The 22,426-nt window shown below is 61.0% G+C and carries 20 protein-coding genes; 6 read left to right on the plus strand and 14 right to left on the minus strand.

Annotated elements, in window-relative coordinates:
* Window positions 1-152: 152 nt before the first annotated feature.
* Together AACQ43_RS21635 and AACQ43_RS21640 are read left to right on the plus strand one after the other, a co-directional pair.
* Window positions 153-1,370: a 4Fe-4S binding protein gene (locus AACQ43_RS21635; protein WP_168968669.1), complete on the plus strand. Its 1,218-nt coding sequence runs from the start codon at window positions 153-155 to the stop codon at window positions 1,368-1,370.
* Between the two features lie 288 nt (window positions 1,371-1,658).
* Window positions 1,659-2,885: an aromatic amino acid transporter gene (locus tag AACQ43_RS21640; RefSeq protein WP_076362837.1), complete on the plus strand. Its 1,227-nt coding sequence runs from the start codon at window positions 1,659-1,661 to the stop codon at window positions 2,883-2,885.
* A 90-nt stretch (window positions 2,886-2,975) separates the two neighbouring features.
* On the opposite strand, the gene AACQ43_RS21645 is transcribed toward AACQ43_RS21640, so the two are convergent.
* The 3 genes from AACQ43_RS21645 to AACQ43_RS21655 all read right to left on the minus strand — a co-directional run bounded on the left by AACQ43_RS21645 (window position 2,976) and on the right by AACQ43_RS21655 (window position 4,607).
* Complete coding sequence (locus tag AACQ43_RS21645; RefSeq protein ID WP_076362838.1) at window positions 2,976-3,455, minus strand: DM13 domain-containing protein; 480 nt, start codon at window positions 3,453-3,455, stop codon at window positions 2,976-2,978.
* 112 nt (window positions 3,456-3,567) lie between these two features.
* On the minus strand, window positions 3,568-3,966 hold the full coding sequence (locus AACQ43_RS21650) for a g-type lysozyme inhibitor (protein ID WP_168968670.1): 399 nt from the start codon (window positions 3,964-3,966) through the stop codon (window positions 3,568-3,570).
* A 260-nt stretch (window positions 3,967-4,226) separates the two neighbouring features.
* Complete coding sequence (locus tag AACQ43_RS21655; protein WP_026141454.1) at window positions 4,227-4,607, minus strand: hypothetical protein; 381 nt, start codon at window positions 4,605-4,607, stop codon at window positions 4,227-4,229.
* A 565-nt stretch (window positions 4,608-5,172) separates the two neighbouring features.
* On the opposite strand from AACQ43_RS21655, the gene AACQ43_RS21660 reads away from it, so the two are divergent.
* Window positions 5,173-5,679: an AAA family ATPase gene (locus AACQ43_RS21660; RefSeq protein ID WP_168968671.1), complete on the plus strand. Its 507-nt coding sequence runs from the start codon at window positions 5,173-5,175 to the stop codon at window positions 5,677-5,679.
* Between the two features lie 610 nt (window positions 5,680-6,289).
* Here AACQ43_RS21660 and AACQ43_RS21665 read toward each other — a convergent pair.
* The 3 genes from AACQ43_RS21665 to glyQ all read right to left on the minus strand — a co-directional run bounded on the left by AACQ43_RS21665 (window position 6,290) and on the right by glyQ (window position 10,269).
* A complete protein-coding gene (locus AACQ43_RS21665; RefSeq protein ID WP_168968672.1) occupies window positions 6,290-7,171 on the minus strand; it encodes an FRG domain-containing protein in 882 nt (293 codons plus the stop codon).
* Between the two features lie 89 nt (window positions 7,172-7,260).
* A complete protein-coding gene (glyS, locus tag AACQ43_RS21670) occupies window positions 7,261-9,330 on the minus strand; it encodes a glycine--tRNA ligase subunit beta (protein WP_021229264.1) in 2,070 nt (689 codons plus the stop codon).
* Between the two features lie 9 nt (window positions 9,331-9,339).
* Window positions 9,340-10,269, minus strand: a complete 930-nt coding sequence (gene glyQ / locus AACQ43_RS21675; protein ID WP_010672400.1) for a glycine--tRNA ligase subunit alpha — start codon at window positions 10,267-10,269, stop codon at window positions 9,340-9,342.
* A 209-nt stretch (window positions 10,270-10,478) separates the two neighbouring features.
* On the opposite strand from glyQ, the gene AACQ43_RS21680 reads away from it, so the two are divergent.
* Window positions 10,479-11,060: a DNA-3-methyladenine glycosylase I gene (locus AACQ43_RS21680; protein ID WP_135320871.1), complete on the plus strand. Its 582-nt coding sequence runs from the start codon at window positions 10,479-10,481 to the stop codon at window positions 11,058-11,060.
* A gap of 76 nt (window positions 11,061-11,136) precedes the next feature.
* Here AACQ43_RS21680 and AACQ43_RS21685 read toward each other — a convergent pair whose 3' ends face one another.
* On the minus strand, window positions 11,137-13,173 hold the full coding sequence (locus tag AACQ43_RS21685; protein ID WP_076362845.1) for a bacteriohemerythrin: 2,037 nt from the start codon (window positions 13,171-13,173) through the stop codon (window positions 11,137-11,139).
* A gap of 250 nt (window positions 13,174-13,423) precedes the next feature.
* On the opposite strand from AACQ43_RS21685, the gene AACQ43_RS21690 reads away from it, so the two are divergent.
* Complete coding sequence (locus AACQ43_RS21690; RefSeq protein WP_043168054.1) at window positions 13,424-14,080, plus strand: OmpA family lipoprotein; 657 nt, start codon at window positions 13,424-13,426, stop codon at window positions 14,078-14,080.
* 74 nt (window positions 14,081-14,154) lie between these two features.
* Here AACQ43_RS21690 and AACQ43_RS21695 read toward each other — a convergent pair whose 3' ends face one another.
* Both AACQ43_RS21695 and tusA read right to left on the minus strand, forming a co-directional pair.
* Complete coding sequence (locus tag AACQ43_RS21695) at window positions 14,155-14,502, minus strand: RidA family protein (protein WP_016348988.1); 348 nt, start codon at window positions 14,500-14,502, stop codon at window positions 14,155-14,157.
* Window positions 14,503-14,523: 21 nt separating this feature from the next.
* Window positions 14,524-14,769: a sulfurtransferase TusA gene (gene tusA / locus AACQ43_RS21700; protein ID WP_026080463.1), complete on the minus strand. Its 246-nt coding sequence runs from the start codon at window positions 14,767-14,769 to the stop codon at window positions 14,524-14,526.
* A gap of 171 nt (window positions 14,770-14,940) precedes the next feature.
* Here tusA and AACQ43_RS21705 point away from each other — a divergent pair, with 171 nt between their 5' ends.
* Window positions 14,941-15,132, plus strand: a complete 192-nt coding sequence (locus tag AACQ43_RS21705; protein ID WP_005307420.1) for a hypothetical protein — start codon at window positions 14,941-14,943, stop codon at window positions 15,130-15,132.
* 72 nt (window positions 15,133-15,204) lie between these two features.
* Here the strand turns inward: AACQ43_RS21705 and AACQ43_RS21710 are convergent, their stop codons facing one another.
* From AACQ43_RS21710 to fadB, 5 genes are all read right to left on the minus strand, one after another.
* A complete protein-coding gene (locus tag AACQ43_RS21710) occupies window positions 15,205-16,443 on the minus strand; it encodes an ABC transporter substrate-binding protein (protein WP_017410853.1) in 1,239 nt (412 codons plus the stop codon).
* Window positions 16,444-16,447: 4 nt separating this feature from the next.
* Entirely contained in the window at window positions 16,448-17,893 is a 1,446-nt protein-coding gene (locus AACQ43_RS21715) for an ATP-binding protein (RefSeq protein ID WP_016348991.1), read from the minus strand.
* 51 nt (window positions 17,894-17,944) lie between these two features.
* A complete protein-coding gene (locus AACQ43_RS21720; protein ID WP_016348992.1) occupies window positions 17,945-18,667 on the minus strand; it encodes a response regulator in 723 nt (240 codons plus the stop codon).
* A gap of 325 nt (window positions 18,668-18,992) precedes the next feature.
* Window positions 18,993-20,156: an acetyl-CoA C-acyltransferase FadA gene (gene fadA, locus AACQ43_RS21725; protein ID WP_076362846.1), complete on the minus strand. Its 1,164-nt coding sequence runs from the start codon at window positions 20,154-20,156 to the stop codon at window positions 18,993-18,995.
* 21 nt (window positions 20,157-20,177) lie between these two features.
* Window positions 20,178-22,325, minus strand: coding sequence for a fatty acid oxidation complex subunit alpha FadB (fadB, locus tag AACQ43_RS21730; protein WP_168968673.1), 2,148 nt, complete (start codon window positions 22,323-22,325; stop codon window positions 20,178-20,180).
* Between the last annotated feature and the right edge of the window lie 101 nt (window positions 22,326-22,426).

The raw sequence follows: 22,426 nt of genomic DNA on the forward strand, positions 1-22,426 counted from the left end.
ACCAGCCGCTGTTCAACAGCCGCAAGGCATAGATTCAACCATGGGGAGGGGCATTGGGCGCAAATGTCCCCCTCTGCCCATGCAGATCAAAATAATCAATTCAGATGTCCGTTATCCTTGCCGCCAGTGGTGGATGAGGCAGTGAGGGAAACATGAGCGTGATCGAAGCCGTGACCATGGCCGCCGGCCTGGCCTATCTGGTGCTGCTGGCGTGGCAGGCGCGATCGGGCTGGCAGTGGCGTCTTGCTCTCGGCCTGCTGCTCATGCTCTGGCTGCTGGCGGCTGACAGCCTGCTCTGGCTCGGCGTCGGGCTGGTGGCCGCAGTGCTTGTCTTCTGGCACCAGCGGCGGCCGCTGCCCGCCCTCGAGGCGCTCAACAGCCAGTGGCTGCGGACGCGCACACGCCAGCTGCTGCTGCTCTGCTGGGGGCTGGTGACGCTGCAGTACGGCCTGCATGTCTGGCAGCTGGGGCAGGGGATGAGCCCCTGGCTGGTACGCCCTGACGTGGTGGACGGCTTCCTGCCCATCGCCGGCGGGCTCGGGCTGCGGGCCTGGCTCGGGCAGGGGCTGGTGGATCCGCACCATCCGGCGGCCACCGTGACTGTGTTGGTGCTCTCGCTGTCGGCCCTGCTGCTGGGGCGGGCGTTCTGTGCCTGGTTCTGCCCGCTCGGGCTGGTGGGCGAGTGGCTGCACGGCCTGCGCAGCCGATGGCTGGCGGGGGAGTGGACGCCGCCGCGCTGGCTTGATGTCGTGTTGCGTGGCCAGAAGTTTCTGGTGCTCGCCTTTCTGCTGTTTATCGTGCTGATCGCGGTGCCAAGCGCCGCCCTGCCCGGCTACTTCACCAGCCCCTACCATCAGGCGGCGGACATGAAGATGGGGGCTTTCTTCTTCAACCTGACCCTGATCTCGGGTCTGTGCCTCGGCTGGGTGCTGCTGCTCACCGCCACCTTCCGGCAAGGGTTCTGCCGCTACCTCTGTCCCTATGGCGCCTGGCTGGCCCTGCTTGGCCTGCTGACCCCGCTGCGCATTCGCCGTGACCCGGCCCGTTGCCTGCGCAGTGCGGGCCACGACTGCGACAAGTGCAGCCGGGCCTGTCCGTCGCGTATTCAGGTACACCAGCTTATCGCGGTGCGCAGTCTCGAGTGCACCAGCTGCCTGAGCTGTGTGGCCGCCTGCCCCAAGCGGGCCGATGCGCTGCACTTGGGCACACGGGGGCGCCGGCTTGCTCCCCGCCAGCTGCTGGGGCTGCTCTGCCTGTTGCTGCTGGTGCTGCCGCTGCTCGCTTACGGCCTGCTGGGGATCTGGGTCAGCCAGACGCCGCTGGCGGATCGCGCCCACCTGCTGCAACTGCTGCCGCAATTGACCCATTGAGTGGCGAGGAGCCAGTTGCAGGCTGTCTGCGAAGGGCCCGTTGGGCAGCCTGAACATGCACCCGCATTTGATACCTGAGGGGTAGCAGGGTAAAGTCCCTTCCCCGACCTGGCGGCTCTGCTGCCGTGTCGGGCCGGCAGCCCGCCTTGAGCGCACCTTGCTTCCCACGCGAAGCAGCCAGCGCCGGGCGCCGGCACCTAGATGAGCGCGATCTACCATGACAACCGGCGTAGCACATGCAACGGTCCGCGGTCGCGATCAGATCCACAATCGTCTTTGGAGAAGTAAATGGGACAAAAACCATCGTTGGTGGGCGGGGCATGCATCATTGCCGGCGTCTGTGTAGGGGCCGGCATGCTGGGCTTGCCGAGTGCGGGGGCGGGCGCCTGGACCATCTGGTCGGTGCTGGCCATCACCCTGACCATGATCGTGATGACGCTCTCCGGCTGGATGCTGCTGGAGTCCTATCAGGGCTATCCGCTGCGCGTGTCGTTCGATACCGTTACCCGCGAACTGCTGGGGGAGAAGCTCAATGCCATCAACAACCTCACCGTCTATTTCGTTGGCGGCATCCTGCTCTACGCCTACATCACTTCGGCCGGCCTCATCATTGACGGCATGACCGGCATCGGCAGCCAGTTGGGCTCAATCCTGTTTACCCTGGGCTTCTCTGGCCTGGTGTGGCACTCCACCCGGGCGGTGGATCGCATCTCAGTAGTGCTGGTCATCGCCATGGGGCTGAGCTTCGTGTTCGGCATCTCGGGCCTGTCGCTCAACATCAAACCGACCCTGCTGTTCGATACCCTGAGCGAGCATGCCAGCTATGCCCCCTATGCGCTGGCCATGCTGCCGGTGGCACTCACTTCGTTCGGTTATCACCACTCGGTGTCGTCCATGCGCGCCTACTACGGCGAGGAGCGCCGCGCCCGTTACGCCATCCTCGGCGGCACCGCCATCGCGCTGCTGTTCTACCTCATCTGGCTGGTGAGCGTGTTCGGCAACCTGCCGCGCAGCGAGTTCGGCCCGGTGGTGGCCCAGGGTGGCAACGTCGACGTGCTGCTCAAGGCGCTGGCCTCGGTGATCGAATCCGATGCGGTCGCCAACGCCCTCAACCTTTTCTCCATGGCCGCCATCCTCTCCTCCTTCATCGGGGTGGGGCTGGGGGTGTTCGACTATCTGGCGGATCTGTTCAAGTTCGACAACGGCCGTGGCGGCCGCGCCAAGTCGTGGGCGGCCACCTTCCTGCCGCCGCTGCTGCTCTCCCTGCTGTTCCCGTTCGGCTTCCTGATGGCCATCGGCTATGCGGGCGCCGTGGCCACCCTGTGGACCTGCATCATCCCGGCCCTGCTGGCCTGGAAGGTGCGCGCCGGCAAGGGCAAGCAAGGGGACAAACAGGATGGCTTCCGGGTGCCGGGCGGCATGCCGATGATCGCCGGCGTCTTCCTGTTCGGGGTGCTGACCGCGGCATTCCACCTGCTCAACATGGCGGGCATGCTGCCCGTTTACACCGGCTGACCACCCCGGCCTGCCCCGGCAGACTGCGACAAAAAACGGCGCCTGATGGCGCCGTTTTTTATGATGCAGCATTGGCGGCTACTTGTGGAGTTACTGCCGGTAGCGGGCGGCGGTAATGAACTGGCCGAAGGTCTCGCACCAGATGATCACGCTGTCATAGTCGGCCGGGTTCATATCGGCAGGCAGGGGGACGATGAAGTTGTCGAAGGTCTTCACCGGCCCGATTTTCACCATCTTCTCCTTCAGGCGGGCAAAGTCGGCCTCGGTCTCGACGAAGGTGGGCGACAAATAAAGCTGGTAGTCGGGCCCCGGTGCCAGCTTGCCCATCAGGCTGATGGCATCGGGCCCGATGCTGACCTGCCCTTCGCCCCAGTGCAGCCGGTCGCTGTCTTGCAGATCCCGGCGAAAGGTGCCGTGAAAGCTGGCCTGGGCCTGCCGGGCGGCAACCTGCTCGTTGGCTGGAGCGGGTGGGGCTATCAGGATCGGCAGGGCATAGATGCCGGCCGCAAAGCCGGCGGCGCCCACCAGCAGATGGCTGGCCAGCAGCAGGGCCAGGGTTTTGCGTTGCATGGCTGTCTCGGTCGTTGATTAATTGATGGCACCACCCTACCAGCAGGCCGCCGTCATGCCCACCCCGGGATGGGGCATGACGGTGGTGGCACGGGCATCGCGTGGGCGGGGTTTACTGGATGCTGACCGCCAGGGTGTGGGGCACCTGCTCGCCACGACGGGCGGAGGCGCGCATCTGATAGACCTGGATCAGGTATTTGCCGGAGGCGGGCAGGGCGCCTTGCCACTGGCCATCGCTGCTGCCCAGCGCCTCGGCCTGGCCGGGTTGGGCGCCGGGGGCGAAGACATTGAAGTTGGCGTTGCTGCTGCCGCCGATCTTGACCGTCATGGTCTGGCCCGCCTTGGCCACCAGCGTGTAATGGATGGTGTCATAGCCGGTGAAGCTGCCCTTGAGCTGGGCGCTGTGGGCCCCCTTGGCAAACTGTACCGGAATCGTGGTGACCTTGTCGGCGGCCTGCGCACCGGCGGCCATGGTGACGGCCAGCAGGGCGGCCTGGATTGCTCGTTTCATCGTTGCACCTCGTGAAGGGGCCCTGTCACCCTGGCAGAGCCGCCTCGACAAGATATGCCCAAATCGGCGGGTTGCCTATCCGGCTCAGAGATATCGTCCCGGCCGAGTTGGCATGAACAGGTGAGATAGGTGGCGACGCTGCTTCGCATGTTGCAGCGCAAGGCAAGCGACGGTCGTACGGGTTGTTAAAGCCGGGCGCAGCTGCCTGGCCCGGCTTGGTGTTCACTCCCTTTATCGCACGAATCAGTGCGCGGGCAGGATTAGGGGTTGAAGCTGCGGGTAATCTTCAACTGATGAATCCCACCGGAGCATTGGGCATCATTGCCCCAGGCACTGACCGGCAGGCCGCGATCCAGCGCCAGCAGGGCCATTTCGAACATGCCCCTGCCGGGGTAATCATTCAGGTTTTTGAAGACATGGAAGCTCGTGCTGCCCTGCTCATAATTCTTTTCCCATGAAATCACCACCGCATTGCCCGCGTCGGGGCCGCCACTGGCCGATTTGATATAACCGGCATGCACATCGGTCAACATGACCCGATCAAGACACTGCACGTCGACCCGGTAAGTGGCCAAAGCACTGGTAGATAACATCAGGGTGGACAAGGCGGCCAACATAACGAACTTCTGTTTCATTATCATTCTACACATCTCCATTTGTGTGTTTTGGGTGAATGGCGGAAATTAAAATGGGGAGGTGGAAAAGGCCATGCCTATTTAATCCTGATAAGTCTGATATTGATTTTATATATTATTTTGCAAGTGCGTTGTTTGGGCATCCTATTTTTATTTGAAAATAAAACATTGATTTTCAAAGGTTTGTTTTTGAATGTGGATGTCATCATTTTTCATCATCACGGTGATATGAAAGATGGTTGGATATATAAAACAACGCCATTTTAATGCTGCGTTGTTTATTTTTAGGTATGTCTTGGCATAAATAACAGCTTCATTGATGAGGCACAACAAGAAGAAATAGGGCATACAAAGTATCTTTTGTGGTTATTGCTATCCATCAGCCAGCCTGCATATGAATTTGGATGGTCGGTAGAGAGGCAGGCTTATATTCGCGCATATTCGATGACGACTGTCGAGCAAGAGAAGCCGCTGGCGGGCATATCCGTGCAGCCCTGAACAAGATGCTGTGGGCGCGATGACAATCCGATACCCTATGGCTCGGATTCTTCTTTTATCACGGGAATGGGACATGCTGATCATCTTCAGTGGTTTGCCGGGCAGCGGGAAAAGCACCATAGCACGGACCCTGGCCCGGCGACTGGGCGCCGTCTACCTGTGCATCGATACCATAGAGCAGGCCATTCGTGCCGCTGAGCAGGCGGATAACGAGATGGGGCCCGCCGGCTATTTCGTTGCCTATGGGTTGGCTCGAGAGAACCTGGCACTTGGCTCGATCGTCATCACGGATTCCGTTAATCCCATCCAGCTGACCCGGGATGCTTACCACGACATCGCCCGCTCGGTCGGGGTGCCCTGTCTCGATGTCGAGGTGATCTGCTCCAATCCGAAGCTGCACCGCGAGCGGGTCGAAAATCGGACGGCGGATATCGAGGGGCAGGTGTTGCCGGATTGGCAGGCGGTGATCGAGCGCGACTATCAACCCTGGGACAGTGAGCGTCTGGTATTGGATAGCGCCACCCTGTCGGTAGAGCAGAGTGTGGAGCGGATCATTGCCGCGTTGGTACAGGAATCGTAGGTTCGATTAGCGCAGCGTAATCGGACGAACGAGATGCTTTTGCCGCAGTTGTTGCCGTGAAACAGGGGCGGCCAGCCGGAGGGGGAAATTCGGCTGGCGGTTATGGTGGGAGAATCCATTTATGCGAATGCACCATTACGCCTGACGGCTAATCGAACCTACGGGCTGTTGTTGCGGTTGTAGCCGTGGGTCAGCGGCGACCAGCCGGAGGGGAAATTTGGCTGGCCGTTATAGCGAGAGAATCCCTTTACGCGAACGTCCGATTACGCCTGACTGCTAATCGAACCTGCGAGTTGCCCCCTTCTCCCCTTGTGGGAGAAGGGGTGGGGATGAGGGGGAGTTATGCCAACCCAAGGTCAATGTTGGGCTTCTCGATGTTCGGCACCGACTGGCATGCACCATATCTCACCGCCTTATGTAGGTTCGATTAGCGCAGCGTAATCGGACGATCGAGAGGCTTTGATTACGGTTGTTGCCGTGACGCAGGGGCGCCCAGCCGTAGGGGGAAATCGGCTGGCCGTTATGGCGATAGAACCTATTTACGCGAACGTCCGATTACGCCTGACGGCTAATCGAACCTACCGGCTACATATTATTAGAGAATGAAAAATTATAACCAGCCACCCTTTTTCTTCGCTAATTGAAACTCAAGCACTGAGCGTGCAATTCCATCTATTCCTGGGAATAATGTTGCCGAAGAAATATGAAACTTCCCACATAGCTTAAATAGTTCTGGGGCAAAATCATTTGGCAGTGTTATTTTGTAGGTTTTTATATTTAGTTCATCCAATGTATTGTTTGTTAGGTTCTCATATGTTCCTTTTAGAAACTTATCGTTTCGTGTTACACCATGTTCTTTGCGGCAAATCATAAAGCAACCTTTTTGGGCTGCTAAATTCTTGCTTGTACCTCCGGGAACACTGATTATTTCTATTCTTTTACTACTATTAGCGAGAATATCCTCTTTATCTATTATCCAGACAGCTAAAGGATGCTCGCTATTCTGCATGTTGAGAGTTTGAGATGTAGCAAAATATGATGCGACGATGGGGTTATATGTCCAGTCTAGAAGACGAGTCGGAATCCCGTGATGCTGTGCGAGAGCTAAAATAGAATAATATTTATTAGATGGCCAATCAGATGCATTTCTATGATGTTTATCAGCAAAAGTGGAGAGGTCGATAGACCTTCTAAAGTCGTCAGACTCTGCTGGTATATCATAACCAGCCTGATCACACATATTTACAAAGTCTGCAATCATTAAATATTCGAAAAGTATAATGAAATCCGTTTCTGAATGATGTGCTATATGGCGAGAGTCTAGATATTTATCTATTAAATCTGAACGTAATACGGACGGAGTGAGAGGCCAAGATGCATTTCCTTGGCCTCTATATATTGGCCTCCTAAGTTTTGAAGCGAATTTCCCTATCGGTGAGATATATTCCCAAAATTCCTCAACAGAACTTGTGTTTATTGTCTCGATCGCCATTTTTAATCCTCATTGCGGAGTATTTCGCTATTCTAAACAAAAACGGCGCCTTTACGGCGCCGTTTTTAATATCACTTACTCAACCAAGATCACTGCAGCAGGGAGATATCCGCGACTTGCAGGAACAGGTTGCGCAGGTTGTTCAGCAGTGCCAGACGGTTGGCCTTGAGGGCTTCGTCGTCGGCCATCACCATCACCTCGTTGAAGAAGGTATCGACCGGCTCGCGCAGGGCGGCCAGACGGGTGAGGGCTGCCTGATAGTCACCGGCGGCGAACAGCGGGGCCAGTTCGGCTTGCAGTTCGGCAACCTGGGTGGCCAGCGCCTTCTCGGCGGCATCGACCAGCAGTTCCGGTTTGACGGCAGTCGGCAGTTCGCCTTCGACCTTGGCCAGAATGTTGCTCACGCGCTTGTTGGCGGCAGCCAGTGCCAATGCGGCATCCAGCGTGCGGAAGTGGCTGACGGCCTTGACGCGACGATCGAAGTCGAGCGGACGGGTCGGGCGGCGGGCCAGTACGGCCAGCACCACGTCGGCACCGATGCCTTCGTCCTGATAGGCGGCGCGGAAGCGGCCCAGCATAAAGTCGACCACGTCGGTGACGACGGTTTTGTTGGTCAGCTTGTCGCCGTAGACGCGTACCGCTTCTTCAACCAGTTCAACCAGATCCAGATCCAGCTGCTTCTCAGTCATGATGCGCAGGGCACCGATGGCGGCGCGACGCAGGGCGAACGGGTCCTTGTCACCTTTCGGCAGCATGCCGATGCCGAAGATACCGGCCAGGGTGTCGAACTTGTCGGCCAGCGCGACGGCGCAGGCAACCAGACCGGACGGCAGGGCATCGCCGGCAAAGCGCGGCATGTACTGCTCGTTGAGGGCCACGGCGACCGCTTCGTCTTCGCCATCGTGACGGGCGTAGTGCATCCCCATGACACCCTGGGTGTCGGTGAACTCGCCGACCATGTTGGTCATCAGGTCACACTTGGAGAGCAGGCCGGCACGCTTGGCCTGAGCCACGTCGGCGCCGATACGCTCGGCGATAAAGCCGGCGACGGTCTCGATACGTTCGACCTTGGCCTTGACGGTGCCCAGCTGTTGCTGGAACAGCACGGTTTCAAGGCGCGGCAGGCGGGAGGCCAGGGTCTGCTTGAGGTCGGTCTTGAAGAAGAATTCGGCGTCAGAGAGACGGGGGCGAACCACCTTCTCGTTGCCGCTGATGATCTGGCTCGGGTCTTTGGACTCGATGTTGGTGACGAAGATGAACTTCGGCAGCAGCTTGCCGTTCTTGTCGTAGACCGGGAAGTACTTCTGGTCACCCTTCATGGTGTGCACCAGCGCTTCAGCCGGCACGGCCAGGAACTTCTCTTCGAAGTTGGCGGTCAGCACCACCGGCCACTCGACCAGTGCGGTCACTTCTTCCAGCAGGGCGTCGTCCAGATCGGCCACGCCACCGAAGGCGGCAGCGGCCGCTTCGACGTCAGCCTTGATCTTGGCCTTGCGCGCCATAAAGTCGGCAATCACCATGCCGCGCTCCTGCAGGATCTGCGGGTACTGGCTGGCGTTATCGATGGTGAACTCGCTCTCGCCCATAAAGCGGTGGCCGCGGATGGTGCGGGCAGAGTCGATACCCAGAATGTGGGCGGGAACCAGCTCGCCATCCAGCAGCAGGGTCACGGTGAAGACCGGACGCACGAACTGGATGGTCTTGTCGCCCCAGCGCATCATTTTCGGGATCGGCAGCTTGGCTAGTGCCTGGCTAACCAGTTCGCCTAGCAGATCGACGGCCGGACGGCCTTCGACCTTGGCGGTGTGAACCAGCCACTCGCCCTTGTCGGTGACCAGACGCTCGGCCTGCTCAACGGTGATGCCGTTGCCACGGGCCCAGCCTTCGGCAGCCTTGGTCGGCTTGCCTTCGGCATCGAATGCCTGAGCCACGGCCGGGCCGCGCTTCTCGACGCTCTTGCTCGGCTGTTCGCCAGCCAGCTCGCTTACCTTCAGCGCCAGACGGCGCGGTGAAGCAAACCACTCGACGTCGCCGAAGGCCAGATCGGCCTTGGTCAGTTCGGCTTTGAAGTTGTCGGCAAAGGCTTCGGCCAGGGAGCGCAGGGCTTTGGGCGGCAGCTCAGCAGTGCCGATCTCTACCAGAAATGTATGTTGTGCCATGTCCGTTCCTTAACCTTGCTTGTTCTCGTTGCTGCCACGTTGGCACATCGGGAAGCCCAGCGCTTCGCGGGAGGCGTAGTATGCCTCGGCCACGGCCTTGGTCAGGGTGCGAATGCGCAGGATGTAGCGCTGACGCTCGGTGACCGAGATGGCCTTGCGGGCATCCAGCAGGTTGAAGGAGTGAGCGGCTTTGAGGATGCGCTCGTAGGCAGGCAGCGGCAGCGGTTTTTCCAGTGCCAGCAGATTCTGGGCTTCCTTCTCGTACTGCTCGAAGCAGTGGAACAGGAACTCCACATCGGCGTGTTCGAAGTTGTAGGTGGATTGCTCCACTTCGTTCTGGTGGAACACGTCGCCGTAGGTGGTCTTGCCCAGCGGGCCGTCAGACCAGACCAGATCGTAGACGCTGTCGACGCCCTGGATGTACATGGCCAGACGCTCGAGACCGTAGGTGATCTCGCCGGTGACCGGCTTGCACTCTAGGCCGCCAACCTGCTGGAAGTAGGTGAACTGGGTCACTTCCATACCGTTCAGCCACACTTCCCAGCCCAGACCCCAGGCACCCAGAGTCGGGTTTTCCCAGTTGTCTTCCACGAAGCGGATGTCGTGGATTTCGGGATCCATACCCAGCTCTTTCAGGGAGCCCAGATAGAGTTCCTGAATGTTGTCGGGGGAGGGCTTGATGATCACCTGGAACTGGTAGTAGTGCTGCAGGCGGTTCGGGTTTTCACCGTAGCGGCCGTCAGTCGGACGGCGGGACGGTTGCACGTAGGCGCAGGCGATGGGCTCGGGGCCCAGGGCGCGCAGGCAGGTCATGGGGTGAGAAGTACCGGCACCCACTTCCATATCCAGCGGCTGAATGATGGTACAGCCCTGGCGGGACCAATAGTCCTGCAGCTGCAGGATCAGGCCCTGAAAGGTTTTGACATCGAATTTTTGCATAATTTTTTTCGCGCGAAATGAAATCAGAGCAAGATTTGCTGAATGTGAACCGAAGGAGTATACCGTCTGGCATGGTCGGATAATAGGCGAAATTACAGCGGATTAATGTGATGGCGCTGCGCCGGGCCTGGGCGGGAGGGGTTGTGGGCACTCCCGCGCCCGGGTTGCCATCGACCCCGGGGATTGGATGAAATGACAGGAGAGAGGGAATGGAGTTGCGTTGCGCTTGGGTGACCAAGGACCCGGAATACATTGAATACCATGACAAACAGTGGGGAAGGCCGGTGTATGACGCCCGCGAGCTGTTTGCCAAGCTCTGCCTCGACGGCCAGCAGGCGGGGCTGTCGTGGATCACCATCTTGAAGCGCACCGAGAGTTACCATCGCGCCTATGCCGACTTTGATCCGGTGCGCATCGTGCAGTTCGACGAGCAGGATGTGGAACGGCTGATGCAGGACACCGGCATCATCCGCAACCGGCTCAAGGTGCAGTCGATCATCAAAAACGCCCGCGCCTATCTGGCGCTGGAGGCCGAAGGCGTCGACTTTGTCGATTATCTGTGGGGCTTCGTGGGCGGCGCCCCCATCGTCAACCAGCGTCAGGGCAACGGCGACATTCCGGCGACCTCAGCGGAGTCGGATGCCATGTCCAAGGCGCTCAAGAAGCGTGGCTTCACCTTCGTCGGCAGCACCATCTGCTACGCCTTCATGCAGGCGGTGGGGATGGTGAACGATCATCTGGTGACCTGCCCCTGCCACGCCGAGTGCCAACAGGGGCCTGCGCGCCAATAAACCGGGCGCAAGGTAAAAGAGAAGGGAGGCTGATGCCTCCCTTTTGCATATCGGCATGGCCTCAGCCATGGGGCCGTCAGGCGATCCCGGCCTGACGGAGCGTGCCTGAATACTGTTTGTCGACCTTGGAGATGTGGTTGAGCAGCCAATTCTTGAGAAACACCAGCAGCTCCATGTTGAACTCCTCGTCGTCCGTGCCGTTGCGCTGCATCAGGGTGTCGAGCTCCGCCAGCAGCCGGGCGTGTTCCTGCTTGTGGCGGCGCAGCTCGGGGTAGCCCGCCTGCTCCATCACGCGCTCCTCGTCGGCGAAGTGCTGGGTGGCGAGCTTGAGCAGCTCGTCGAGCCGTTGTTTGCGTAGCTGGGCCGGGCTCTTGTCGAGCACCGCCTGGTAGAGCCGGTTCATCGCCTCGAACAAGCCCAGATGCTGGCTGTCCATGCTGGGCACCTGCACCATGAAAGCCTCGTTCCAGTGCAGCAGCTCCTGATCCTGGCTGGCTGAGCCAGCCTTGCTGACGTCGAACTGATCGCTGATGAGGCCGATCTCCTCGTTGGCCTGGTTCATGTCCCGGGTGTGGCTGCGGCTCTGGCGCGCCAGCTCCAGGCATTCGCGGGCGATGCTGGCGACCTCCATCACATTGCGGTTGGTCTCTTCGGTGACCTGGGCCTGCTGGCCGGCGGCGGTGGCGATGTGGCCGTTCATGTCGTTGACCCGGGTGATGGCTTCGACGATGGCGGTCAGGGTCTCGCCGGTGCCCGCCGCCTGGCTGACCGCCTGTTCGCTCACGTTGCGGGTGGTGTGCATGGTGGTCACCGCATGGCGGGTGTTGTGCTGCAGCGCCTCGATACGCTGCTGGATGTCGACGGTGGCGGCCTGAGTGCGGGTCGCCAGCTGGCGCACCTCGTCGGCCACCACCGCGAAGCCGCGGCCCTGCTCACCGGCCCGGGCCGCCTCGATGGCGGCGTTGAGCGCCAGCAGGTTGGTCTGTTCCGAGATGGTGCGGATCACCTGCAGGATGTTGCCGATCTGGGTGCTCTCCTGATCCAGTTGGGTCACTTCCCCGGCGGATTGCTCGATGTGGTCGGCCACCTGCCGGATCAGGGAGATGGTCTGGCTCACCTGCCGCTGGCCGTCGTGGGCCTGCTGCTGGGTGAGCAGGGTATCCTGGCTGGCCTGCTCGGTGTTGTGCTCGATGTTGTGGACGGTGGCGGTCATCTCGTTGATGGCGGTCGCCAGCATGTCGGTGTTCTGCTGAGCCTGCTGCATGCTGCTGAGGGTGCTGCCGGAGTGCGACATGAGCAGGGCCATCTTGTCGTGGGTCTTGCGCGAAACCTGCTGCACCGTACCGATCAGGCTGTCGATATTACCGAGGAAGCGGTTGAACACCTCCGCCAGATAGGCGAACTCGTCCTTGCCCTGGCTGTGCAGCCGGAAGGTGAGGTTGTGGCTGTGGTTGGCCAGCTCGACCAGCTGGCCCATCAGGTGCTGCAGCGGGCCGACGGTCTTGAAGTAGATGAGCAGCAGCATCAACAGGATGATGGCCAAACTGACGGCCAGCTGCAGCATGTCCTGATGCTGCAGGGTCTCGCTCTGGCTGCGGATCTCCTGCTCTCGCTGCTGGAACTGTTGTTGCTGCTGTTCCAGTACCGCTTCGACCTGGCTGGCGATGTTGTCGGTAAGGGCGTCAAACCCTTCGGTCGGCTGCTTCATTAGCTGGTTGCCGGCCTCGCGCCCCTCCTTGAGATAGATGTCCACCATCCGCTTGCCGATCTCCAGCTGGCGGGTCAGCAACGGGGTGAGCAGCGCCTTCAGCTGCGGCAGCCGCTCCAGCAACTGGCGGGCCGCCTGGGCGTGCTGTTCGGCCTCGCCGATGGAGTCCATCTCGCCGGAGACGGCGGCATCGGTCAGGAACTGCTGGACCTGGGTGGTGTGATAACGCAGCTCCTGCAGGGCGATCTGCTCGTTGGCGCTGACGATGAGCTGGTTGGGCAGCTCGCCGAGGCGGGCGGTCAGGCTGCTGCGCCAGAGCCCGCCCAGCGCCATGGTGATCAGAATGATGAGGCTGGCACTCAACAGCAGGTGCCGGATCGAGACGTTGCGAAGCAGTGCGGACATGAGAGACCTCTGAGCACTATTGATGGTGCATTCAATAGTAGTCAATGGAGACGTATTTGGTCCGTTGAACAAGGAGATAGGTCACAGTTGCGAGCTTGATCCGGCTACCGGTTCAGGCGGCATCCAGCCGGTCTGCAGATACTGGGGGTGAGCAGAGAGGAGCGTAATGTTGATAACGTCACACCTTGGCACACCTCTGGGGTAGAATGCGCCCTCTTTGGATTTGAGTCGGTTTTTTTAGAGGTTTTTCATGCATTTCAAGACACTTGTTCCCGCAGTTGCCCTGCTCGTAGCCCTGACCGGCTGTACCACCAACCCCTATACTGGCGAATCCCAGACCTCCAAGGGTGCCTGGGGCGCGCTGGCTGGCGCGGCCACTGGCGCCGCCGTGGGCGCGCTCTCTTCCAGCAAGGGTGACCGCAAGAAAGGGATCCTGACCGGCGTGGCCGCCGGCGCTGCTCTGGGCGGTGGTATCGGCTACTACATGGACGTACAGGAAGCCAAGCTGCGCGAGAAGCTGCAGGGCACCGGCGTCAGCGTGACCCGCAACGGCGACCAGCTGATCCTCAACATGCCGAACAACGTCACTTTCGACAGCTCCAGCGCTCAGCTGAAAGCAGCCGGTGCCAACACCCTGTCTGGCGTGGCCATGGTGGTGGCCGAGTTTGACAAGACTCGCCTGAACGTGGTCGGTCACACCGACAGCACAGGTTCCCGCGAGCTGAACATGAAGCTCTCCGCCCAGCGCGCCGATGCCGTCGCCGCCCAGTTGATCGGCCAGGGTGTGACCGGCAGCCGTATCTCCACCAGCGGCGTGGGCCCGGATCAGCCGGTAGCCACCAACAGCACCGCTGAAGGCAAGGCCCAGAACCGTCGGGTGACCATCACCCTGACCCCGATCGCCTAAGCGGTCCGGTTCGCAGCCATGAAAAAGGCCCCGCCAGCGATGGCGGGGCCTTTCGTTATTAGGCGTTGCGGGCTTTAGACGGCTGCAGTCAGCTGCACTTCCACCTTGTAGCCTTCGTGAGCGAGGCGGGCCTGCACGCAGGCACGAACCGGGGCTGTACCTGCCGGGATCCAGGCATCCCACTGCTCGTTGAAGGCCGCGATGTCCGCTATGTCCTTGAGGTAGATGTTGGCCATCAGGATCTTGTCGACGCCGGAGCCGTTGGCTTCCAGCAGGCGCTGCAGGCTTTCCAGCACTTCACGGGTCTGCTGATGAATATCGGCGGTGTCGGTGGCGGGCACTTCCACCACATAGAGGGTGCCGTTGTGAATGACCACATCAGACCAACGCTGGGTGGTGCCGATTCGGGTAATGGCTGGCATGGATTGCTCCGGTGTTGGGGCTCACTGACCCTTGCGGATCAGATAGCGGTAAGGGGCCTGCTCTGTCTCGCTGGCGACCAGGGTGTGATCCATGAAGCGGCAGAAACTGGGGATGTCGCGGGTGGTTGAGGGGTCGTCGGCACTGACCAGCAGGGTCTCCCCGTCAGCCATCAACCGCACTTTTTTACGAACCATCATCACTGGCTCGGGGCAACGAAGCCCGATTGCGTCCAACTCGTGAGTCGCACCGCAGAATAAAGCACTCATCAATAATCAACCTTCAACCAAATCAGCTGCCAATGATACTCACGGCGAAAAAATAATCAAACCACTCCGGCAACTGGCAGCATATGTAACCAAAGTGTTATCTGGGCCTACCCACTCCCCGCCGTATGAGTAATATAAAAATTGAACCATATTCAACAAGGAGGTGTGAATATGCAGGTCTCCTACGGCAGATTACAAGCCTACGCAGGCATGGGGTTCTTGTCTTTCGCCATGATAGTGATGGGCAGCCCGATCGGTAATACCGGCACCTGGTTCGGTTCCATGGTGATGATCGGACTGGGGCTCTGGATCGAGCTCAGCGATTACTACGACGAGGATGAGGACGAAAACGATCAATCCTGACCCCAATACTTTCACAACGACAAAGGCGGATATCTCATCCGCCTTTGTCGTTTCTGGTCTCCGCGAAAAGCGTCAGCGGGTCGAGCGCATGGCCCGCTCCAGATGCAGTGCAGTCTGCTGCGGGTTGGCTCTGGGGTCGTTGAAGAAGTTGCTCAGCACATCCATGATCGCCTGGCGCATGTTGGTCGGCGTCGCCATCCCCTCCGCCATGCTGGGCAGCAGGTTGCCCTCCCGCTCCGCCAGCAGAAAATCCTGATAGGAGCGGATGGCGCAGCGGTCGAACTTGCTCATGTCCGGCTTGGTCAGCGCCGGGATCGAACCCTTCACCCGGTTGAACTCCTGCTGGAAGCGCGGCGTCATCAGCAACTGGGCCAGCTCGCCCTGGGCCTGCAGCTGGGCGGGATCCCGCTGCTTGAACATGGCTATGGAGTCGAGGTTGTAGCTGAACAGGCTGGCACTGCCGGGGCTCGGCAGGCACTCGATATCCTCGCCGGGCCGGTAGTTGCCGGCGCTCAGTTCGCCCTTCACCCAGTCCCCCATGATCTGCATGGCGGCGCCGCCGCTCTCCAGCAGGTTGGTGGCCTGGTGCCACTTCAGGCCGGCGTATTTCTCCGGCACATAGCCGCGCAGCTGCTGAAAGCGGGTCAGCACCCGCACCATGTCGGGGCCGGTCAGGGTGGCGCTGTCCTGTTCCACGAAGGCTTTGCGGTAGAACGCCTTGCCCCCTTCGCCGAGTGCCACCGTCTCGAACAGTACCGCCAGCTGCCAGGGCTCGTTGCCGATGGCGAGCGGGGTGATCCCTTGCTGCTTGAGCCGATCGGCCACGGTGACGAACTGGGCCCAGCTGGTGGGCGGCGTCAACTTGTTGCGCTCGAAGATCTTGCGGTTGAGCCACAGCCAGTTGACCCGATGGATCCCGGTCGGCACCGCCATCAGGGCGCCATTTTGGCTGAGAGTCTCCCGCACCATGGGTGGCAGCTGGGGATACCAGCCGAGGTGTTCGGCCATGGGGGTGAGATCGCGCAGGAAGCCGAGTCCGGCCCACTCCCGCAATTCGAACCCCTTGAGGTGGGCCGCCTCCGGCGGATTGGCCGCCAGTGCCCGGCTTTTGAGCACCGTCATGGCGCTCTTGCCGCCGCCCCCCTGCACCGCGAAGTCGTTCCACTGGTTGCCCTGCTCGGTCCACTCGGACTTGAGCACTTCCACCGCCCTGGCCTCGCCGCCGGATGTCCACCAGTGCAGTACCTCCACCTGGGAGGCGCCTACAGGCAGGGAGAGCAGGGCGATGACAGAAAAAGACAACCACTTCATAAGGTTACTGCCTTGGTAGGGAGAGGGTGGCCTGCAGGCCGCCCTGCGGACGATTTTCCAGCACCAGATCGCCGCCGTGGGCGTGGGCTATGTTGCGGGCAATGCCCAGACCCAGACCGGTACCGGCCAGATCCGTACTGAGCCGATAGTAGGGCTCGAAGATGCGTTCGAACTGATCCTCCGGCAGGCCGGGCCCCTCGTCCATGATGAACAGGATCAGCATCTCCTCGTCGTCCATGATGATGATGCGCACCCGTTGGCCGTATTTGATGCCGTTGTCCACCAGGTTGCCGATGCAGCGCTTGAGGGCCAGCGGCTTGCCACGGTAGGGCTGCTTGCAGTGGCCTTCGATGGTCAGCCGCTCGTCGTGCAGGTTCATGGCCTCCGCCATCTGCTCCAGCATGGCGTCGATGTCGAGCTGCTCGATGTTCTCGTGGATGTCGGTGTCTTTCACCGTTTGCAATGCCCCCTTCACCATCAGCTCCAGCTCGTCCAGGTCCTTGTTGAACTTGGCGATCTGCTGCTCGTCGTCGAGCAGTTCGACCCGCAGTCGCAGCCGGGTGATGGGGGTCTTGAGGTCGTGGGAAATCGAGCTGAACAGCCGCTCTCTATCGTCGATATAGCGGCGGATGCGGTGCTGCATGATGTTGAAGGCGCGGGTGGCCGCCACGATCTCGGAGGCCCCCTCCTCTTTCAGGGAGGGCTGGTCGATGTCCTTGCCGAGGTTGACCGCCGCCTTGGCCAGCCGGCGCAGCGGCCGGGTCTGCCAGCGCACCAGCAGGAAGGTGAAGAAGCAGAGGAACACCGTCATCAGGGCGATGAAGCGCACCTGGTTGCTGGGCATGACGGTGTCATCCAGCGTCATGTAGGGGGCCGGCAGCAGGGCCGCCAGATAGAGCCACTCGCCCGGCTCTATCTCGATCTGGGTTACCAGCACAGGTGGATTGATCGGCTCCAGCGACAGGGTGTAACGGGCCCAGGAGGAGGGCAGATCCGCCAGCAGGGTGTCGTTGTTGAAGACGTGCAGCTCTTCGGGGCGCGAGAAATCCACCTTGATCGCCATGGCGTCGGAGAGTTTGCGGGTCAGTACCCCCTGCACCTCCTTGAGCACCAGCGTCTTGCGCTCGCTGTCGGGGATGGCGCTGATGTGGATCTCCTCCTCGTTCAGCGACACGAAGAAGCGGCTGCCACCCATGTTGCGCAGCTGGTCCAGCGCGATGTGGCGATACTGCAGCGGCAAGGATTTGAAGAAGTTGACGGTGGAGGCGGCCGACAGCGCTAGGTTGCGGGTGGTGCTGAGCATGCCTTCCAGCTCCCGCTTCTGGATCTGCTGCATCCAGATGCCGGTGAGGATGGTCTGGGAGAGCAGGATCGCCAGCAGCAACAGCAGCAGCATCCGCGACAGCAGGGAACGGGGCACCAGCGCCCGCCAGAACCACCTGGTATTCATGGGATCTCTCGCCCTGTGTCGATCAGCATGCCGTCGCTACCTTGCTGGCTCTCATGGGATCTCGTGCACCTCGGCGATCAGCATGTAGCCACTGCCGCGAATGGTCTTGATGATGCGCGGGCTCTTGCCGTTGTCACCCAGCTTCTGGCGCAAGCGGCTGATCTGCACGTCGATGCCGCGCTCCATCGGCAGGCTCTCGCGACCGCGGGTGGCGTCCGAGATGGTATCCCGGTCCAGCACCACGCCGGGCTGCTGCAGGAACATGCCGAGCAGCAGGGCATCGCTGCCGGAGAGATCCAGCAGGCTGCCGTCTTCGTGGGTCAGCTGGTGGCTCAGGGTATCCAGGGTCCACTCGGCGAAGCGCAGCCGGCGGCTCGGCTCTTTCTCTTTCTCTGGCTGGCGGAATTCGGCGCGGCGCAGCAGCGCCTTGATGCGGGCCTGCAGCTCGCGCGGGCTGAACGGCTTGGCAATGTAGTCATCGGCACCGAGCTCGAGGCCGATCACCCGATCCGCTTCGTCGGAGGCGGCGGTCAGCATGATGATGGGCACCTGGGAGTCGCGACGGATCTGCTGGCAGAGGGTAAAACCGTCGTCACCCGGCATCATGATATCGAGAATGATGAGGTCCGGGTTGTGCTGGGCGAGCTGCTTGCGCATCTCGTTGCCCTCTGCTGCGGTCAATACCTCGAAGCCGGCCCTGGTCAGGTATTCGTTGAGCAGCTCGCGGATCTCTTGGTCGTCGTCGACGATCAGCAGTTGTTTGCTCGTTGACATATGTATGTGCATCCACCCATTTTTTTGTGCAGATTGAACCTGTCAGGGGCGCAAAAAGCAAGCAAGCCCCCCATCTAATGTGAGGTTATGGGCAATATCCTCCCATATCCTGCCGTGCAAATAAAAAAGGCCGACCCAAACGGGCCGGCCAATACGCAGATTCCGACGGCAGAAGTGCACCCCGTGTGGCGCACTCCACAGACTCGATAACGGGCCGGGCAGACCGACCCCAAAACCGCTGACAGGAGCCCGCTTCGCCGGGAAGCCAGGAACGGGCTCCTGTCTGTCAATCCAGCCCCGACCGACGAACCGGCCAGGGCGCTACTTACACTCGTTCGAACACGGTGGCGATGCCCTGACCCAGGCCGATGCACATGGTGGCAACCCCCAGGGTGGCGTCCTTCTCTTCCATCAGGTTGAGCAGGGTGGTGGAGATGCGGGCGCCGGAGCAGCCGAGCGGGTGACCCAGGGCGATGGCGCCGCCGTTCAGGTTTACCTTCTCATCCACCACGTCTTGCAGACCCAGATCCTTCACGCAAGGCAGGGACTGGGCGGCAAACGCCTCGTTCAGCTCGAACAGGTCGATGTCGCCGATGGTCAGGCCGGCCCGCTTGAGCGCCTTCTGGGTGGCCGGTACCGGGCCGTAACCCATGATGGCGGCATCGCAGCCGGCGATGGCCATGGCACGAACCCGGGCACGCGGGGTGAGGCCGAGGGCCTTGGCGCGGTCCGCACTCATCACCAGCATGGCGGCGGCGCCATCGGACAGCGCCGACGAGGTGCCGGCGGTGACGGTACCGTTGACCGGGTCGAACACCGGGCGCAGCTGGCTCAGGGTTTCAACCGTGGTTTCCGGGCGGATCACTTCGTCGTAGTCGTAGAAAAAGCGGGCGCCGCTGGCGTCATGGCCTTCCAGCCCGACGATCTCCTTGGCGAAACGGCCTTCCACGGTGGCGGCGTGAGCGCGGCGGTGGGAGCGGGCGGCAAACTCGTCCTGCTGCTGACGACTGATGCCGTGCAGCTTGCCGAGCATCTCGGCGGTCAGCCCCATCATGCCGGAGGCTTTCGCCACCGACTTGGCCATGCCGGGGTGGAAGTCGACGCCGTGGCTCATCGGCACGTGGCCCATGTGCTCGACGCCACCGATGATGAAGATATCCCCATCACCCACCTGGATGGCGCGGGAGGCGTCGTGCAGCGCCTGCATGCTGGAACCGCACAGGCGGTTGACGGTGACCGCCCCCACCTGCTTCGGAATGCCGGCCAGCAGTGCGGCGTTGCGGGCAATGTTGAAGCCCTGCTCCAGGGTCTGCTGCACGCAGCCCCAGTAGATATCCTCGATCTCGTTCGGGTCGAGGTTGGGGTTGCGCAGCAGGATGGATTTCATCAGGTGCGCGGACAAGTCTTCTGCACGCACGTTGCGGAAGGCGCCGCCCTTGGACCGGCCCATCGGGGTCCGGATACAGTCGACAATGACTACGTCTTTCATGAATGGATCTCCTTTCCGCAATCAGTAGAAGGTTTTGCCCTGGGCGGCCATTTCCCGCAGCTTGTCGCTGACGCGGTAGAGCGGGCCCAAGTCGGCATACTGGTCGGCCATGGCCACGTAGCGATCCAGACCGATAGTGTCCAGATAGCGGAATACGCCGCCGCGGAAGGGAGGGAAGCCCAGACCGTAGACCAGCGCGATGTCGGCTTCGGCTGGCGTGGCGACTATGCCCTCTTCCAGACAGAGCACCACCTCGTTGATCATCGGGATCATCATGCGGGCGATGATGGCGTCCTTGTCGAACTCCTGTTTCGGGTTGGCGATGGGGGCCAGCAGCTCGTAGCTGGCGGCGTCGGCCACCTTCTTCGGCTTGCCCTTCTTGTCCTGCTCGTAGGCGTAGAAACCCTTGCCGTTCTTCTGACCGAAGCGGCTCACTTCGTACATCACGTCGATGGCAGTGCGGCCTTCCTTGCTCATGCGTGCCGGGAAGCCCTGCGCCATCACGTCACCGGCATGGTGGCCGGTGTCGATGCCGACCACGTCCAGCAGGTAGGCGGGGCCCATCGGCCAGCCAAACTCCTTCTCCATCACCTTGTCGACGGCGGCAAAGTCGGCGCCATCGGCGACCAGCTTGTTGAAGCCGAAGAAGTAGGGGAACAGCACCCGGTTGACGAAGAAGCCCGGGCAGTCGTTGACCACCACCGGGGACTTGCCCATGGCGGCAGCGTAGGCCACCACGCGGTTGATGGTTTCATCGGAGGTCTGCTCGCCGCGGATGATCTCCACCAGCGGCATGCGGTGCACCGGGTTGAAGAAGTGCATGCCGCAGAAGTTCTGCGGGCGCTTGAGACCCTTGGCCAGCAGGGAGATGGGGATGGTGGAGGTGTTGCTGGCGAGCACGGCGTCTTCGCCAATGATCCCTTCCACTTCGCCCAGCACGGCGGCCTTCACTTTCGGGTTCTCGACCACGGCTTCGACCACCACATCTACATGCTTGACGTTGTCATAGCTGAGGGTCGGGGTGATGGCGGAGAGCACCTGGCCCATCTTGATGCCGTCGATGCGGCCCTTTTCGAGCTGGCCGTTGAGCAGCTTGGTGGCTTCACCCATGCCAAGTGCTAGCGCCTTCTCGTTGATGTCCTTCATCACCGCCGGGATACCCTTGCTGGCGGATTGGTAGGCGATGCCGCCCCCCATGATGCCGGCACCCAGTACGGCGGCGTGGCCAGTGGCCTTAGCTGCCTGCTTGGCCGCCTTCTTGGCCAGCGCCTTGATGTGCTGATCGTTCAAGAAGATACCGACCAGCGCCTTGGCGACATCGGTCTTGGCCAGCTTGATGAAACCCTGTGCCTCGACGGCCAGCGCCTCGTCACGGCTCATGCCGGCAGCGGCTTCGACGGTTTTCACCGCGGTCATCGGCGCCGGGTAATGTTTGCCCGCCACGGCGGCAACCATGCCGGCGGCGGTGGTGAAGCTCATCATGGCTTCCAGTTTGGAGAGGCGCAGCGGGGCCTTCTTGGCGGCGCGGCGGCCCTGCCAGTCCAGCTTGCCTTTGATCGCGTCCTTGATCATCTGAACCGCAGCGCTCTGCAGTGCCTCTGGCGCAACCACGGCGTCGATGGCTCCCACCTTGAGGGCGTCATCGGCACGGTAATCCTTGCCGGTGGTGATCCACTCGAGCGCGTTGTCGGCGCCGATCACTCGCGGCAGACGGACAGTGCCGCCAAAGCCCGGCATGATGCCGAGTTTGGTCTCGGGCAGGCCGATTTTGGCGGTGGTGTCGGCCAGACGGAAGTCGGTGGAGAGGATGGTCTCGCAGCCGCCGCCCAGAGCGTGGCCCTTGATGGCGGAGAGGGTGGGCACCGGCAGATCTTCGATGGCGCTGAAGATGTCGTTGGCCTTTTTCAGCCAGCCGAGCAGATCAGCCTGAGGCAGATCGAACAGTTCTAGGAATTCGGTAATGTCGGCGCCGACGATGAAGGCGTCTTTGCCGGAGGTGAGGATCAGACCTTTTAGTTCACGTTCTTGTTGTAATGCGGCGATCGCTTCGCTCAGGGAGAGCAGGGTAGCGCGATCCAGCTTGTTGACTGAACCCGGAGCATCGAACCTCAGCTCGGCAATGCCGTCTTCGAGGTAGCTGACCGTCAGGGTTTCGCCTTGGTAGATCATGAGAGTGTCTCCTTGTTCCCACATGGTGGGGGGTGGTGCTCCTTTATCCCCAGCAGGGGGCGAGGCTCACTATTGATCCAAAAGAAGACAATTTCAACACC

The organism is Aeromonas sp. DNRA1 (genome assembly GCF_963888745.1).
GTDB lineage: Bacteria > Pseudomonadota > Gammaproteobacteria > Enterobacterales > Aeromonadaceae > Aeromonas > Aeromonas hydrophila.

Bases quoted from the DNA above. Each gene is read 5' to 3' on its own strand.
- AACQ43_RS21695 (WP_016348988.1), bottom strand. From the start codon at position 14,502: ATGCCAGCCATTACCCGAATCGGCACCACCCAGCGTTGGTCTGATGTG.
- glyS (WP_021229264.1), bottom strand. From the start codon at position 9,330: ATGGCACAACATACATTTCTGGTAGAGATCGGCACTGCTGAGCTGCCG.
- AACQ43_RS21640 (WP_076362837.1), top strand. From the start codon at position 1,659: ATGGGACAAAAACCATCGTTGGTGGGCGGGGCATGCATCATTGCCGGC.
- fadB (WP_168968673.1), bottom strand. From the start codon at position 22,325: ATGATCTACCAAGGCGAAACCCTGACGGTCAGCTACCTCGAAGACGGC.
- AACQ43_RS21635 (WP_168968669.1), top strand. From the start codon at position 153: ATGAGCGTGATCGAAGCCGTGACCATGGCCGCCGGCCTGGCCTATCTG.
- AACQ43_RS21710 (WP_017410853.1), bottom strand. From the start codon at position 16,443: ATGAAGTGGTTGTCTTTTTCTGTCATCGCCCTGCTCTCCCTGCCTGTA.
- AACQ43_RS21715 (WP_016348991.1), bottom strand. From the start codon at position 17,893: ATGAATACCAGGTGGTTCTGGCGGGCGCTGGTGCCCCGTTCCCTGCTG.
- glyQ (WP_010672400.1), bottom strand. From the start codon at position 10,269: ATGCAAAAATTCGATGTCAAAACCTTTCAGGGCCTGATCCTGCAGCTG.
- AACQ43_RS21720 (WP_016348992.1), bottom strand. From the start codon at position 18,667: ATGTCAACGAGCAAACAACTGCTGATCGTCGACGACGACCAAGAGATC.
- AACQ43_RS21645 (WP_076362838.1), bottom strand. From the start codon at position 3,455: ATGCAACGCAAAACCCTGGCCCTGCTGCTGGCCAGCCATCTGCTGGTG.
- fadA (WP_076362846.1), bottom strand. From the start codon at position 20,156: ATGAAAGACGTAGTCATTGTCGACTGTATCCGGACCCCGATGGGCCGG.
- AACQ43_RS21650 (WP_168968670.1), bottom strand. From the start codon at position 3,966: ATGAAACGAGCAATCCAGGCCGCCCTGCTGGCCGTCACCATGGCCGCC.
- tusA (WP_026080463.1), bottom strand. From the start codon at position 14,769: ATGAGTGCTTTATTCTGCGGTGCGACTCACGAGTTGGACGCAATCGGG.
- AACQ43_RS21660 (WP_168968671.1), top strand. From the start codon at position 5,173: ATGCTGATCATCTTCAGTGGTTTGCCGGGCAGCGGGAAAAGCACCATA.
- AACQ43_RS21690 (WP_043168054.1), top strand. From the start codon at position 13,424: ATGCATTTCAAGACACTTGTTCCCGCAGTTGCCCTGCTCGTAGCCCTG.
- AACQ43_RS21705 (WP_005307420.1), top strand. From the start codon at position 14,941: ATGCAGGTCTCCTACGGCAGATTACAAGCCTACGCAGGCATGGGGTTC.
- AACQ43_RS21655 (WP_026141454.1), bottom strand. From the start codon at position 4,607: ATGATAATGAAACAGAAGTTCGTTATGTTGGCCGCCTTGTCCACCCTG.
- AACQ43_RS21685 (WP_076362845.1), bottom strand. From the start codon at position 13,173: ATGTCCGCACTGCTTCGCAACGTCTCGATCCGGCACCTGCTGTTGAGT.
- AACQ43_RS21665 (WP_168968672.1), bottom strand. From the start codon at position 7,171: ATGGCGATCGAGACAATAAACACAAGTTCTGTTGAGGAATTTTGGGAA.
- AACQ43_RS21680 (WP_135320871.1), top strand. From the start codon at position 10,479: ATGGAGTTGCGTTGCGCTTGGGTGACCAAGGACCCGGAATACATTGAA.